The sequence below is a fragment of the Halostagnicola sp. A-GB9-2 genome, assembly GCF_030068615.1.
Classification (GTDB): domain Archaea; phylum Halobacteriota; class Halobacteria; order Halobacteriales; family Natrialbaceae; genus Halostagnicola.
In genome coordinates this window covers 63,658-77,761 of sequence record NZ_JASJOC010000011.1, presented here as the reverse complement: position 1 = coordinate 77,761, position 14,104 = coordinate 63,658, and the positions used below count along the sequence as shown (strand labels likewise).

Here is a 14,104-nt window from a genome sequence, read left to right as displayed (position 1 = left end):
GTGCATCGTACCTGCGAAATCCTTCTTGTGCCGGCCGTCGAAGATGTACGTATGTCACTCATCGACGTACTCGGGAACGGGACGCGCCTCGAGATTCTGCGCGAACTCTCCCGGGAACCGATGTACGTCTCCGAGCTCGCAGAGGCGACCGGAATGGACGGGAAAACGGCGGTGCATCACCTCTCGACGCTCGAAGAAGCGGAACTGGTCGAGTGGTACATGCGGGGGAACCGGAAGTACTACGTGCTCCGTCAGTCCCTCGAGTTGCGTATCGCCCCGCCGCCGGAACGGACGTTCGTCCTCCAGACCGAAGAAATCGAGACGGAGACGGAAACGGCGGGCCAGTGAACGAAACGGACGGCGAGAGCGGTTACGCTCGAGGACAGACGGCTATCGCTTGAGAGGGATTTCGGACACAGTTATTCGCGCGCCGATTCAAACGTCGGTAACTTGTGCGAGGCGCTGATCGTCACCGCAACCGGCGTCCCGGGTTCGAGCCACTCCTCGTGGGAGTGTCGGCTCTCGAGGACGGTACCGTTCTCGAGTTCGATCCGGTACCGAACCGTCGGCCCGTTGAACTTCCGGTTGACGATCCACCCGTCCGCGTCGTCGGCCGACCGCGGCATGACGGCGATATCGTCCGGACGGAGCAGGACCTCGAGCGGTTCCGACGGCCGGTCCCCCGACGTCACGAGTTTGTCGAACTCGACAGGACCGATCGGGGTTTCGAGCCCACCGTCAGCGGGACGACCCGTGAGGTAACTCGCCCGGCCGAGGAAGTCGGCGACCATTCTCGACGCGGGCCGCATGAAGAGCCGTCGAGGCGGCGCGATCTGTTCGATCGATCCTCCGTTCATGACGGCGGTTCGATCGCCGACCGAGAGCGCCTCCTCCTGGTTGTGCGTGACCCAGACGGCGGTCACGTCGACGGCGTTGAGAATCTCGGCGACGGTTTCGCGCATCCGGACGCGAAGCCCGGCGTCGAGGTTCGACAGCGGTTCGTCGAGCAACAGAAGGTCGGGTTCGGGAGCGAGCGAGCGTGCGAGGGCGATCCGCTGTTTCTGTCCGCCCGACAGCTCGTCCGGATACCGTTCTCGGTACTGTGCGAGGCCGACCAACTCGAGTACCTCCTCGACGAGTTCGTCCCGTTCCGTCTCCGTCTTGGATTCGAGCCCGAAGCCGACGTTCTCCGCGACCGTCTTGTGGGGAAAGAGCGCGAAGTCCTGAAATACGATCCCCACGTCGCGCTTCTCGGACGGGACGAACTCGGCCTCGCCGGCGATGGCTCGACCGTGGAACCGGACGATACCCGTATCGGGACGGTCCAATCCTGCGATGAGCCGGAGCGTCGTCGTCTTTCCACAACCGGACGGGCCGAGGAGCGTAAGGAGTTCGCCCTCGCGAACCGTAAGCGAGAGGGCGTCGACGGCGGCTTCCCCGGAGAACGCCTTTGTCACCGTCTCGAGTTCGAGCACGACATCCTCGTCCGCGGTAGCCTCCCCGTATTCGTCCGGGGGAACGATAGCAGAACCGGATTCGGCGGGAACTCTCGAGTAGCCGCCGTCCGGCGCGCTTCGAGTTCGGTCCGTAGGGTTCGTAATACCCTTCGGTTGAGCGGGAATCCCGGAGCGGTCGTGGTCCCGTTCAGTACGGAAGTCCTCGCTCGCGCGGCCGGAACCACCGTCAGCCGGATTTTCTTGGTCTCCATTCGTCCCTTCGCCGCCGGTTCCCGTATCCGAATCGTCGGTGAAACCGGTGCCGCGGCGAAGGGACGACCAGTACTTGCGCCCGTCTCCGGGGAGAGCACCGAGGATCGCGATGCCGGAAACGCAGACGAGAACGAGCGCAGGCACCGCCGCGTAGCTGTAGTAGGCGTTTCGCTCGGCCATCCAGATGAACGTGGCGAGGGACTCGAAGCCGGTGGGCCGAAGCAACAGCGTCGCCGGGAGTTCCTTCATAGCGTGGAGAAAGACGAGCGCGCCGCCGGCGACGATTCCGGGAACCACCAGCGGGAGCGTTATCCGTCGAAATGCCTGCGTCGGGGTACACCCCAGCGTCCGAGCGGCCTCGACGAAATGAGGGGTGACGTATACGAACGACGTGCGCGCCGCTCCGACGGCCAGCGGAAGGTAGAGCACAACGTACGCGAAGACGAGAATCGGGAGCGTCTGGTACAGCGCCGGCAGGTACGACGATCCGAAGTAGACGAGACTCAGCCCGATGACGACGCCAGGGATTGCAAACCCGACGTAGGTCGCACGCTCGAGGACCGTCGAAACGGGCGACCGATGATTGGCGGCCAGATACGCAACCGGTAGCGCGAGCACTGCGGCAGCGAGTGCGGCGAGCAGAGAGACGAACATCGAGTTGATCGCGTACTCCGGCCGAAATCCGAAGGCCCCGACGTACGTCTCGGGGCCGCGAACGAGCCACGACAGCAGAAAGGCGATCGGGAGCACGATTGCGAGGAGAACGACCAGCGAACAGGCGGCGAGGGCGGGCCATTTCAAACGCCCGAGGGAAATCGTGTACGAGCGCGATCCCCCGCGTGCACCGCCGTGGACGGACTGGTGGTCGCGAACGTGGTACTCGATCGCGAGGATAACGAGCGCGATCGCGACGAGGTGTAAGGACAGAAGCGCGGCGTAATCGTGGGCCAGCGCGTTGTACTCGACATAGATCTGGCGCGTGAAGACGTTCAGCCGCAACATCGCCGGCACGCCGAAGTCGCCGGCCGTCTCGAGGGCCGCGAGCAGCGCCCCCGCGGCGATCGCGGGTTTCGCCATCGGGAGCACGACGCGTCTGAAGACCGAGAGCAGATCCGTCTCGAGCGTGCGCGCGGCGTCGAGGTACGTTTTGTCGAACGAGCGCAATCCCGCGACCGTTGTAATGTAGACGAACGGGTAGTTATACAGCGTGAGGATGAACACCGTTCCGGGCATCCCGTATATCTCGGGAAGCGATGCGACGCCAAACGGGTCGAGCAGGGACTGGACCAGACCGTGCGGGCCCCAGACGGATATGTAGGCGTACGCGCTGGTGTAACTCGGAATCACCAGCGGCAGGGAAAGCGCTACCATCCAGAACCGGCTGTAGGGGAGATCAGTCAGAACGGTCAGTACCGCCAGCGGGACGCCGATGAGCACGGAGAACGTCGTGACGAGTGTAATGAGCAAGAGCGTGTTCGACAGCACCTCGAGGGTCGTCGGTCGAACGACGATCGAAAGCGTCCGTTCGGGGTCGACGCTCAGCGCGAGAAAGCCGATCCAGAGCACCGGAACGACGACCACCGCTGCGACGGCGGCGGCGAGCAACGTGAGTCCGGCCGGAAGCGCCGACTCGCGCTCGTCGTCGCGGACGTGATCGTCCGCGTCGGGGCTCCTCTCGTCGACTTCGAACGGGTCAGTGACTGGCATTCTGAATCTCCGTAATCGACCGTCTCCGGGTGTCCCACCGGGGTTCGAAACCGGTTATTTCCCGCTGGCGACTACAGCACGTCCTCCGATCGGAGCAGTTCGAGCGTCGGTTCGGGATCGGCCAGTTCGTTTAGGTCGAAATCGGGCGGATCGAACTCGTCGGTTCCGGGCAGTTCCTCGAGCGGTTCGACACCGTCTATCGTGGGATACTCCCAGGTTGTCGTCGCGAAGTACTCCTGAGCCTCCGCCGAGACGAGGTGGCGGACGAAGTCGGCGGCAGTTTCCTGCTCGTCGCTGTCGGCCATAACCGCGCCGCCGGTGACGTTGTACATCGAACCCGCGTCATCGTTCGTAAACGCCAGGTCGATCGAATCGCCGCCGTGATCGCGGACGACGTAGTGATTGGTCAACCCGACGCCGACCTCGCCGTCGCCCACGGCTTGTGCCAACGCGCTGTCGCCCCCGGGAGATGCGACGACATCCTGCTCGTCGACCATCGCACGAAGCCAGTCCCGAGTCCCCTCTTCCCCCTCGAGCAGTCGCATCACCGTGATGAATGCCTGGAACGAGCCCTGGTCGGGAGGCCACATCAGCGTCCCCCGGAAGCGTTCGTCCTCCGCGTACGCGAAAATGTCGTCGGGGAGTTCGTCCGCGTCGAAGCTGTCGGTGTTGTACGCTATCGCCCGGAACCGCCGGGTAAACCCCGTCCAGTAGCCGTCCGGATCCACGGAGTCCTCACCCGCCAGCTCGAGGACATCGTTGGGAAGCGAGACAGTGTATCCTTCGTCTTTGAGGTGAGTCATCGACTGGGTCTCGCTCCCGTAGAACACGTCCGCCGGCGTTTCGTCCTCCGTTTCGATGGCGCTGATGAGGTCCGCCGTATCGTCGTACCGAACCTCGAGGGAGAAATCGTCGTACAGATTCTCGACGTACTCCATCAGTTCGCCGATTCGGGGTTGGCTGCGCCCCGAGTATACCGTCAGCGATCCGTTCAGGTCCGGCATCTCTTCCATCGAAACCCCTCCCGGATCGGGTCGATCTTCCGCGTACTCGGGATCCCCGAGAACATCCGACCCGTCGTCGGCGTCGAGACACCCGCCCAAGAGACTCGCCGAGAGCGCGCCCGTCGCAAGGAGGTACGTCCGTCGATTCGAGAGTCCGTTCGACTCGAGCATATCACTGACTCAGGGGACGCGAGTATAAACCTCGGTATTTGGAGAGGATCTTCCCTTGGAAACGTATACACGCAATGTCCTCGTGAGGAAATTGCACGGACCCAAAGGATGTATTTCCACAGCCGCAGGGCTGTTCGTAACTGGGCGGAACAATCAAATATCTGTTATGGTGTCGAAAATCGATCGTTTCCAGTTCCTGATCGAGTGCTGAAGCGAGGTTGCGGGAAATATGACCGGTAGTAGGATACTTACGGACAGGTTCGGTGGAGGGTTCCCGATGGTCTAGTTTACCCGATGAACGACGTTGAAGACCGTCGGTGCGAGTATCGCCCTCCCGACCATGGCAACGACCGCGACAACCCAAGAGACCCTCGATATTCGCCAGCGACGAGATCAGGTTTCGATCGACGCCCTAGTCGCACGCTTCGGTGAAAAATCGGATTACTGTGGAAAATTCGACGTTTTGGCCGAGGGTTTTGGCTAAGATCGTGTTGTGAGGAGAACGATCGGCCCCGCTTATTGAACGCGACTTACTCTTTCTACCACCAGTGGGCGATAGCAATTGGGAGTTGTTACGGCGCGACAGGGAGATAGTGAGCGATCATACGCCAACAATGTCAGGAAATCAGAACTACCCCGTTTCACGACGAACCGTACTACAATCGACCGCAGTGGGCTCGGCAACGATTTTCGGAGCGACGGTCGCCGTCGGTCAGGAGAACGAGGTCGACGATGAGATCGAACTCGAGGGCCGAACGAGCGGCTGGATCGGCGAATCGCCCGACGAAATCGAAGGTGAGCGAAATCCGACCCTCGAACTGGTCGAGGGCGAAGAGTACACCCTCACTTGGGAGAACGGGGACGGAGCCGGACACAATTTCGTCATCGAAGACGAGGAGGGAGAAGAGGAGTTCGTCCAGACCGACGTGGTCTCCGGGACGGGCGAGACTCAAGCGGTCGAGTTCACGGCCGAGGAGGGCATGGCCGAGTACTTTTGCGGACCTCATCCCCAATCGATGCGCGGCGAGATCGAGTTCGGCGGCGAGGACGAAGAACCAGAAGAGGAAATCGAAGACGACCCGGACGAGATCATCGGCGACGGACCGACCGTGGGCCTCGAGACTGTCGCAGACGGCCTAAGTGCTCCGGTCAGCCTTCAGGTCGCGAACGAGGAGGAGGATCGGCGGTTCGTCGTCGACCAAACCGGACAAATACACGTCCTCGGTGAGGACGGCGTCGAAGACGAACCGTTCCTCGACATCGAGGATCGGATGGTGGATCTCGACGAGGGATTCGACGAGCGCGGCCTCCTCGGGCTGGCGTTCCACCCCGAGTTCGAAGAGAACGGCAGATTTTTCGTCCGTTACAGCGCGCCGCCAGACGAGGAAGAGATTCCCGAAGACGACGTTCCCGAAGCGTTCGACCACACGGACGTGCTGGCCGAATTCGAGGCGGGCGGCGGGCTCGAGGAGGGCGACCCGGACTCCGAGCGGATCATCCTTCGAATCCCCCAACCCCAGTTCAATCACAACGCGGGGCCGATCGCGTTCGGGCCCAACGACGGCTACCTCTACGTGGCGACCGGCGACGGCGGCGGCCAGAACGACGACGATCCGGGCCACGTCGAGGACTGGTACGACGAGAACGAGGGCGGCAACGGACAGGACACCGAGGAAAATCTCCTGGGCGGGATCCTTCGAATTGATGTCGATGACGGTGCAGATGAGGAAACCAACGAAAACGGGACGGGAGCGGACGACGAAGATGGGGACGAAGGGAACGAAGCGGACGGAGAAACCGACGCAAACGACGAGAACAACGCGAACGACGAGAACGGAGGAGAAGCGGCCGACGACGAAACGAACGACGACCGAGCGTACGGTATCCCCGACGACAACCCCTTCGCCGAAGGGCAGGACCTCGAGGGAGAAGGTCTCGAGGAGTACTACGCGTGGGGAATGCGCAACCCCTGGGGGATGTCGTTCACCGAAGACGGCGAACTCCTGGCCGCGGACGTCGCCCAGAACAACTTCAACCAGATCAACCACGTCGAGAGCGGTGGCAACTACGGCTGGAACGTTCGCGAAGGACGGCACTGTTTCAGTACGGACTCACCCGAGGACCCTCCGGAGGAGTGCCCTCTCGAGACGCCCGAAGACGTCCGTGGCGGCGAATCGTTGCTCGAGCCGGTGATAGAGTATCCCCAGCATCCGGACGATCTGGCCTACGACGAGGACGTCGACCGCGACGAGGAAGAAGCGGACGAGCGCATCGGAACCGCCGTCGTCGGCGGGTACACGTACGAAGGCGACGAGGTGACTGACCTCGAGGACACGTACGTCTTCGGCGACTGGAGTCAAGACGGCGAAGGGCCGGGAACGCTCTTTCTGGCGCGCCAACCCGACGACTGGCCCGAAGACGTCGACGACGAGGCGGACGAACTCGAGGACATGTTCGTCGATCCGCCGGACGAAGACGAGGACGACGAAGATGACGAGGACGACGAAGACGAACTCGAGGACATGTTCGTCGACCCGCCGGACGAAGACGACGAAGACGACGATGAAGCGGATGAGGAAGACGAAGAGGAGGAACTCGGCGTGTGGCAGATCGAAGAGCTCTCCGTCGAGGGAGACGGCGACGTCGTCGAGGACGGCGAACTGAACCACCTCGTCTACGGCTTCGGTCGGGACGACGACGGCGAAGTGTACGTTCTCACCTCCGACACGTCGACGATCGAAGGTGAGGGGCAGGTTCACCGGATCGTCCCCGGCGAGGACGACGAAGAAACGGAAGATGACGAGGATCAGGACGAAGCGGAAGCCGAGACGGACAACGGCGAGGACGACGCGGATACCGACGAAAACGCACCCAGCGAAACCGGAGACGACGGAAACGAATCAGACTGACGACTTTTGCTTTTCCGTACGAGTTGAAAATCGAAAGCGGCGGTTGCCGTTGTTCGACTCGAGGGCGGCCGACTACTCCTCGAGCGAGAAGACGGCGAGCGTGTTTCCGTCTTCGGCGTCGGTGTGGGTTCCGCCGCCGCCGGTGATCGCGACGAACTGTTTTCCTTCGCCGGGATCGTACCAGCTGATCGGTGCGCCGTCGACGCCGTGAGGGCCCACTTCGAGCTGGGCTAGCTGGTCGCCTGTCTCGGTATCGTAGGCGATCATAAGGCCGGTCGCGATACCCGCGAAGGTGACCCCGGTCGGCGTGGTCAACGCGCCGCCTCGCGGTGGCGGATCACCCGGAGCGGTCCACTCGCGCCACTTCAACTCGCCGGTGAGTGGATCGATCCCGGCGATCGCACCCGGGTGGCCGTTCCACTCCTCGGGCGGTTCCGTGAGCTCTTCGTCGGCTTCTTCCTCTTCATCTTCGTCGTCCTCGTCTTCGCCGGCTTCCTCCTCCTCGTCAGCCCCTTCGTCGTCGGGATCTTCCACGACCTCTCCCTCGTGGACCGGATCGTCTGGCTCCTCGACATCGGCGTCGCCCGGCAGTTCTGCCCGTATTGTGTCCATGCCGATGTAATTCTCGCCGGGTTCGTACTCGACCTCGAACCACGAGAATCGCATCGGTCGATTGAACCCTTTGACAACCATTGTCCGCGTCACCGGATCGTACGCGGGCGGATACGGATTGGTCCCGCCGGCCAGTTCGGGCATGATCCACGGCGAGGACTCGAGGTCGTCGTAGGGCGGCAGGGAAAACGTGTTCAGGTGCTGGACATACTCCTCGCTTCGCTGGTGGAGCTGTCCGGTCTCCATGTTGACCGTGAAGACCCAGCCGGTCTTTGACGGCCACGTCGCAAACTGCGTCGTCTCGCCGTCGAGTTCTTCCTCGAAAACCAGCGGCGGGGCCGAGGAGTCGTAGTCCCACCAGTCGTGAGGTGCGTCCTGATAGTGCCACTCGTGTTCGCCGGTCTCGATGTTGATCGCGACCTTCCCTGCTGTGTACGGATTGAATCCGGGCCGAACGGTGCCGTACCAGGGTCCGGGGTTCGCCGACGGGACGATGATCGTCCCTTCGTCGGGTTCGATGGCCCCGAGCGGCCACGCGGTACCGCCACCGTGCATCCAGGAATCGCCGACCCACTCATGCTCCGGTGTCATGTTGACTCGCCACTCGGGGTTACCCTCGAGATCGATCGCGTCGAAGAAGCCGGAAACCCCGAACTCGCCGCCGAAGCTACCCTTCATCAACAGGCCGTCGTAGATCAGCGGCGGCCACGAGGACGTCGTCCCCCGCGAACGCTCCCACTGGAGCTCCTCGTGCATCAGGTTATCCGCGACCTCGCCGCGGTAGACCGCCGCGCCGTTGTAGTACCACTCCTCTTCGCCGGTGTGCCGATCGATCGCGAGGACGCCGAGATCTAACGTGCTCTTGTAGATGGTGTCTCCGAGCACTACCGGCCCCCGTTCGGCCGAGGGCGTTTCGTCCGATGCACCGACGTACGGTTCGTAAAAGTGCGTCCAGAGGAGGTCCCCGGTACGCGCGTTTATCGCGTACAGCATATCCGGTCCGATCGTGAAGTACATGATCGGCGGATCGCCGTGGATGATCAGCGGCGATCCCTGGAAGTCATTGGTCTCATCGCCGGGCTCGAGTCGGTACTCGAGTTCGAGATCCTCGACGTTGTCCCGCGTGATGATGTCGGCCGTCACGTGCCGGCGGTTCTGATAGTCGTTTCCGTAGAGCAACCAGTTTTCGGGGTTCTCCCGCGACTCGCGGAGATCCTCTTCGGTGATGTCGACTTCTGGAATCTGGTCGGTGTCGTACTGTTCGACCTCCGATTCGCCCGGCTTTTCGTCCCACGGTGCATCCTCCGGTAGGTCTTCGAGGTGTGATTCGAACGTCATTGGTATCACCCGGACACCGCTATCGAGGCACGTTTGTCGTCGGTAATGCGGATCACGTCGTCGATCAGGAACTCCTGTCCGATGATCATGATCGCCGAACTGCCGCTGATCAGCGTCGAGAGGTGCTCGTCGGCTATCGATCCCTCGGCGAGGTCTCGAGCGGCGGCACCCATCAGATAGTAGCCACCGAGCATCGACTTGACGTCCCACAGACCGCGATCGATCATCTGTTCGGTCAACAGCACCTCGTTCTGCCAGAGGAAGTTGTCCAGTCCGTCGATCCACAGGAGAGAGCCTTCGGCGGATCGCTGGTGGAGCGGTGCGACGTACTCGTGGACGACACCTTCCTCGGCGACCTCGGCCGACGGATAGTCGACCGTCGGCATCCACCACGAGAGCTGCTCTCGAGTGTTTACGATGTTGACGACGAGCGCCGTCTGTTCGGGTTCGGTGAAGCCGACTTCCGAGAGCGTGGCCGGCAGCGTCTCGATGTTCAACAGCTGGCGCGTCGTCGTCTCGATGTGTTCCGGTTCGAACGCCGGCAGGTTCTGTTCGGCACTGGCGAAGAAACTGACGTCCGCCAGGTGCTCGTTGATCGCCCACGCCGGCTCTGTCAGCTCCGCGTAGGCCGACGATCCCGCCTCGGGAACGCCCATCGCCTCGAGTTCGGGGAGCTTCTCGAATCGCTCCGCGAGCGCTGACAGTTCGCTGTTCAAAAGCGCCGCGTCGAGCGACCCCGTCATTCCGGCGCGGATCGCCTCGCCCATCTCGGCGAGTTCTCCGGTGGCCCCGCTCGAGACTTCGGCGCGAAGGTCGGTCAGCGTCGCACCGACGGCGCCCGCACCGGCGACGACACCGAGCGCTTTCAAAAATTCGCGTCGGTCTTCACTACTCACCTCGCCGTAACTGTATCGTTCTCCGGGATTGGTGCCGTATGCCATGATACGGTGAACGGACCTCGAGCCGTGCATTAATGGTATCCACAAGTCGGATAGTACGGAACGTGATTTTCCGCGATCGATCCGCCCCTGTATTTACGAGTCGTCGAACAGAGAGAAATGGAAAGCGATACTACCGGTTGTCGGTTACTGAGTTGCCGTCTCGGAGACGACGTTAGCTATCCGTCTCGGCAACGATGTCACCTGTTCGTTTCGACAACAGTATTCGATAGACAGCCGTACCGAGGCGGAGCTCACTTCGGCTGGTATGTACAGGAAGTGTCGATGAGGAAAATCTCCGACGGTATTCGGTAAGAATAGTTTTTTGTCCACACAACAAGAAGGTGGACTAATGCGTCGGAACCGGCTTCTTCCACTTGGTACCACGCTTCTCGCGGTTCTCGTCTTGGCGACCGCCGCTCCCGTTCTCGAGTCGACGGCGATCTCCGCTCCGTACGACGTATCGGCCGACGCAGACGCCGGCGCTGACGGACTCTCGCTGATGGGCGTCTTGTTCCTGTTCGTGTCCGCGTTCGTCGAATTGGTTTTCGGCGTCGAACTCGATCAGATCGGACTCTCTGGCGCGTCCGGCGCTTCGGGCGGGCTGGTCCTGGTCATCGTGCCCCTTCTGACGGTCGGTCTCGTCGTCGGGGCGTTTTATCTTGCCGCACGTCGGTTTTCAGTCTCCTCGACGGACGTACTCACTTCCCGGTTGCTGGGTCAGTCTCGCTCGGAGCAGTCGCTCACCCGATCGTCGACGGACGAGAACTGGCCACCGATCGATCCCGAGTCCGACGTCGACAAAGCGTGGGCGAAAATGACGACGGCGATCGACGTCGATCGTCCGACCGCCAGAACGCCGGCGGAGTGGGGCGACGCAGCGATCGACGCCGGGCTCGACGCCGATGCCGTAAACGAGCTCACGCGTACCTTTCGAGACCGGCAGTACGGGGAAATCGACGAAACCGCCGAGCATCGCCGACGAGCACGCCGCGCCCTGCATCAGCTCGAAGATGATATAGAATGACGGGAGTGGCCACGAGGGTTCGTCTGCTGTTGTTAGCCGCGGGTTCACTTTCACTCGGTATCGGCCTCGTCGTCCTGGCACACCCGACAATCGAGTGGACGGCCGGATGGCCGTGGGCCGACGACACGCTCTTGGTCGGGTTCTTCACCGTCGCGTTCGTGCTGGCTACCGTTATCGGGTCGTTCGAACTCCTCACGCGAGAACCGAGCGGGGAGCCGGCGAAGGGCCCCGAACGCGTCGCGTCGAAATCCGCGCCAGGCCACGACCTCGAGCGAGTTCTCGACCGTCGCTGGTGGGCGCTATCGCCCCCAGCGGCTCACCGTCAGCGTCTCCGAGAGGAGTTTCAACGGACGGCGATCAGAACGATCGTCCGGACTGACGGCTGCTCGGCAGAGATCGCTCAAGAGCGGATCGATCAGGGAACGTGGACCGACGATCCGGTAGCTTCGGCGTTCCTCCGCCCCAACGCTGAGCCGTCGCTTTCCTCCCGAGTACGCGTCCGGCTTCGCTTTCATCATGACGCACGTCGGACGGCGAGGGCGATACTCGCGAGACGCGAGGGGAGAACGGATCGATGGTGAGAACCCGATCCGCAACGCGGTGGAACGTCGCGCTCGCTACAGCGATGCTCGCGAGCGCGACGGGCGTCCTGTTCGAAGAGCCGGTTTTACTACTGAGTTCGATTCCGCCCCTCGTCCTCGCGGGATACTCCCGCGCGACGGCGGCGCCCGACCCCGAAATCGAACTCGAGCGCTCGCTGAGCGAAACCGCTCCCGATCACGGACAGGAAGTCGACGTCACGGTCACGGTTCGAAACGCGAGCGAGCGAGCGCTCTTCGACGTCAGAATCATCGACGGCGTCGCACCGATGCTCCCGGTCCTGAAGGGATCGGCTCGACACGCGGCGACGCTTGGCCCACGCCGAGAAACGTCCTTCTCCTACACGGTTGTCGTCACGCGCGGCGTCCACCGCTTCGAGCCCGCGTCGGTGGTCTGCAGGGACCCAAGTGCCAGCACCGCCGTCGAAACCACCGCTCGGGCGAAAACGGAACTCGCTTGTCACACTCCAGTTCGCACCCTTCCGTTTCCCCGGTCGCCGCGACGCACGGGTGGCACGGACACGAGCCCCGGCGAAAGCGGGATCGAATTCTCGCAAGTCCGCACGTATCGTCCCGGCGATCCGCCGGGGCGTATCGATTGGAACCGCTACGCTCGAGACCGCGAACTGACGACCGTTACCTTCCACGAGGACCGACTCCGAACGGTCGTCCTCTGTCTCGACGCGCGGGCGTGTTGCTACCGGTCCGCCGGTCCAGACGAACCCCACGCCGTGTTCTACGAACGCGCCGCGGCTCGAGAACTGCTCGAGGCCGTCTCGGGGACGAACGGACGGATCGGTCTCGGAATCCTCGGACCCAACACAACGTGGCTCCCCCCACGGAACGGGGGCCACCACGCGGAGACCCTCCGCCGAACGCTCGCCGATCCCGATGCGCTCCCGCTCACGCCACCCGAGGGAGTACGTGGCGAAAGCGGGGGCGGAAACGAGCACGCCTCTGTCCTCCGATCCCGGCTTGAGCGCGGCACGGATGTCGTTTACGTTTCCCCCCTGCTCGACCGGGAGTCGATCGAAACCGCACGAACGATGCGAGGTTCGGGCCATCAGGTCACCGTTCTGTCACCGGACGTAACCGCAACGGGGTCGTTTGGCCGATTGATGGCCCGACTCGAGCGAGAGAATCGAATCGACGCCCTCCGCCGATCGGACGTGACCGTCGTCGACTGGGACCCCGAAACGCCCCTCGAGGCCGCGATACAACGGGAAATGCGAAAATGAACGGAACCGGCCTACCGGGTAACCCGACGAATCAACGGCCGCCGACGCTCAGCGGCGTTCTCGCGCTCGGCGCGGGAATCGGAGCGTGTTTCGTCGGATCCGTGGGACCGCTACAGAGCGCGCCATTGGCCCTCGAGACGGTCGGCCTCGTCATTCTTTCGGTCGGCGTCGTGATCAGTCGACGAGGTCGCCAGTTGGCCGGTCGGAGCTTGGCGATTGCGGGGCTCGCCGTTGCGATGTCGACGTTCGTCGCCGCGCTGGCGTTCGGGTTGTCGACCGCGCTACTGATCGCGTTCCTGTCGTGCGGCGTCGGACTCGTTGCGGTAGCGATCGGCGTCTACTTCCTGTCCGGGACGGCGGCGCGGACGGTCGTCCTCGTCGGGTTGACCCTGGTACTCGCCGGCGTGCTCGCGAACGCCGTCATCGTCGAACCGACGGTCTGGCGGTCGGCGATCGCGGTGACGCTGACGGTACTGGCGTGGGACATCTCCGAACGAGCGATCGGACTCGGTACCGAAGTCGGAACCGCTGCCGATACGGCGTCGGTCGAACTGGTCGGGGCGGGAGCGAGCGGGCTCGTCGGAGCCGTCGGAATCGGGACGGTGATCGTCGTAACCCGAATCCCGATCACCGTCTCGTCGGTTATCGGGTTGGCACTGCTGCTCGTTTCGGCGATCGCGTTCCTGCTGGCGCTCTCAAACCTGCCGAATCTCCCGGACGTGCAGGAATGAAATACGGATACGGACGGTCCACACGAGCGGAGATAATCGGAAAACGCCAACCCGTCAGCGTGGGTTCGGATCGTCCGTTTGCTCGGCGGCCGGCGAACACAAAAAGCGGATCGAGAACCCA

The 14,104-nt window shown here is 62.9% G+C and carries 10 protein-coding genes and 2 pseudogenes; 6 read left to right on the top strand and 6 right to left on the bottom strand.

What is annotated here, in order from left to right; genetic code table 11:
* Window positions 1-51 precede the first annotated feature (51 nt).
* Window positions 52-348, top strand: a complete 297-nt coding sequence (locus tag QNM96_RS19115; RefSeq protein ID WP_283838366.1) for a winged helix-turn-helix domain-containing protein — start codon at window positions 52-54, stop codon at window positions 346-348.
* Between the two features lie 71 nt (window positions 349-419).
* Here QNM96_RS19115 and QNM96_RS22970 read toward each other — a convergent pair whose 3' ends face one another.
* The 4 genes and pseudogenes from QNM96_RS22970 to QNM96_RS19105 form a co-directional block, all read right to left on the bottom strand.
* Window positions 420-791 carry a TOBE domain-containing protein gene (locus tag QNM96_RS22970; RefSeq protein ID WP_345782547.1) on the bottom strand — a complete coding sequence of 124 codons (372 nt, stop codon included), beginning with the start codon at window positions 789-791 and terminating at the stop codon, window positions 420-422.
* Window positions 792-1,004: 213 nt separating this feature from the next.
* Window positions 1,005-1,412 (bottom strand): annotated as a pseudogene (locus tag QNM96_RS22965) (ATP-binding cassette domain-containing protein); the annotation flags it as partial.
* A gap of 396 nt (window positions 1,413-1,808) precedes the next feature.
* A pseudogene (locus QNM96_RS22960) lies at window positions 1,809-3,314 on the bottom strand (iron ABC transporter permease); the annotation flags it as partial.
* 173 nt (window positions 3,315-3,487) lie between these two features.
* Window positions 3,488-4,591 carry an extracellular solute-binding protein gene (locus QNM96_RS19105; protein WP_283838362.1) on the bottom strand — a complete coding sequence of 368 codons (1,104 nt, stop codon included), beginning with the start codon at window positions 4,589-4,591 and terminating at the stop codon, window positions 3,488-3,490.
* 614 nt (window positions 4,592-5,205) lie between these two features.
* Between QNM96_RS19105 and QNM96_RS19100 the strand changes: the two genes are divergently transcribed.
* A complete protein-coding gene (locus QNM96_RS19100; protein WP_283838360.1) occupies window positions 5,206-7,500 on the top strand; it encodes a PQQ-dependent sugar dehydrogenase in 2,295 nt (764 codons plus the stop codon).
* Window positions 7,501-7,572: 72 nt separating this feature from the next.
* Here QNM96_RS19100 and QNM96_RS19095 read toward each other — a convergent pair whose 3' ends face one another.
* Window positions 7,573-9,450 carry a PQQ-binding-like beta-propeller repeat protein gene (locus tag QNM96_RS19095; protein WP_283838358.1) on the bottom strand — a complete coding sequence of 626 codons (1,878 nt, stop codon included), beginning with the start codon at window positions 9,448-9,450 and terminating at the stop codon, window positions 7,573-7,575.
* 5 nt (window positions 9,451-9,455) lie between these two features.
* Window positions 9,456-10,391, bottom strand: coding sequence for a twin-arginine translocation signal domain-containing protein (locus tag QNM96_RS19090; RefSeq protein WP_283838356.1), 936 nt, complete (start codon window positions 10,389-10,391; stop codon window positions 9,456-9,458).
* 349 nt (window positions 10,392-10,740) lie between these two features.
* Between QNM96_RS19090 and QNM96_RS19085 the strand changes: the two genes are divergently transcribed.
* From QNM96_RS19085 to QNM96_RS19070, 4 genes are read left to right on the top strand one after another with little or no spacing between them, the layout of a single operon-like run.
* On the top strand, window positions 10,741-11,415 hold the full coding sequence (locus tag QNM96_RS19085; RefSeq protein WP_283838354.1) for a DUF4129 domain-containing protein: 675 nt from the start codon (window positions 10,741-10,743) through the stop codon (window positions 11,413-11,415).
* Complete coding sequence (locus QNM96_RS19080; RefSeq protein WP_283838352.1) at window positions 11,412-11,996, top strand: hypothetical protein; 585 nt, start codon at window positions 11,412-11,414, stop codon at window positions 11,994-11,996. Before QNM96_RS19085 ends, QNM96_RS19080 begins: the two co-directional genes overlap by 4 nt.
* Window positions 11,990-13,252, top strand: coding sequence for a DUF58 domain-containing protein (locus tag QNM96_RS19075; protein WP_283838351.1), 1,263 nt, complete (start codon window positions 11,990-11,992; stop codon window positions 13,250-13,252). The genes QNM96_RS19080 and QNM96_RS19075 overlap by 7 nt, the downstream gene beginning before the upstream one ends.
* On the top strand, window positions 13,249-13,983 hold the full coding sequence (locus QNM96_RS19070; RefSeq protein ID WP_283838349.1) for a hypothetical protein: 735 nt from the start codon (window positions 13,249-13,251) through the stop codon (window positions 13,981-13,983). The genes QNM96_RS19075 and QNM96_RS19070 overlap by 4 nt, the downstream gene beginning before the upstream one ends.
* Window positions 13,984-14,104: the final 121 nt, after the last annotated feature.

Bases quoted from the DNA above. Each gene is read 5' to 3' on its own strand.
- QNM96_RS19115 (WP_283838366.1), top strand. From the start codon at position 52: ATGTCACTCATCGACGTACTCGGGAACGGGACGCGCCTCGAGATTCTG.
- QNM96_RS22970 (WP_345782547.1), bottom strand. From the start codon at position 791: ATGGTCGCCGACTTCCTCGGCCGGGCGAGTTACCTCACGGGTCGTCCC.
- QNM96_RS19105 (WP_283838362.1), bottom strand. From the start codon at position 4,591: ATGCTCGAGTCGAACGGACTCTCGAATCGACGGACGTACCTCCTTGCG.
- QNM96_RS19100 (WP_283838360.1), top strand. From the start codon at position 5,206: ATGTCAGGAAATCAGAACTACCCCGTTTCACGACGAACCGTACTACAA.
- QNM96_RS19095 (WP_283838358.1), bottom strand. From the start codon at position 9,450: ATGACGTTCGAATCACACCTCGAAGACCTACCGGAGGATGCACCGTGG.
- QNM96_RS19090 (WP_283838356.1), bottom strand. From the start codon at position 10,391: ATGGCATACGGCACCAATCCCGGAGAACGATACAGTTACGGCGAGGTG.
- QNM96_RS19085 (WP_283838354.1), top strand. From the start codon at position 10,741: ATGCGTCGGAACCGGCTTCTTCCACTTGGTACCACGCTTCTCGCGGTT.
- QNM96_RS19080 (WP_283838352.1), top strand. From the start codon at position 11,412: ATGACGGGAGTGGCCACGAGGGTTCGTCTGCTGTTGTTAGCCGCGGGT.
- QNM96_RS19075 (WP_283838351.1), top strand. From the start codon at position 11,990: ATGGTGAGAACCCGATCCGCAACGCGGTGGAACGTCGCGCTCGCTACA.
- QNM96_RS19070 (WP_283838349.1), top strand. From the start codon at position 13,249: ATGAACGGAACCGGCCTACCGGGTAACCCGACGAATCAACGGCCGCCG.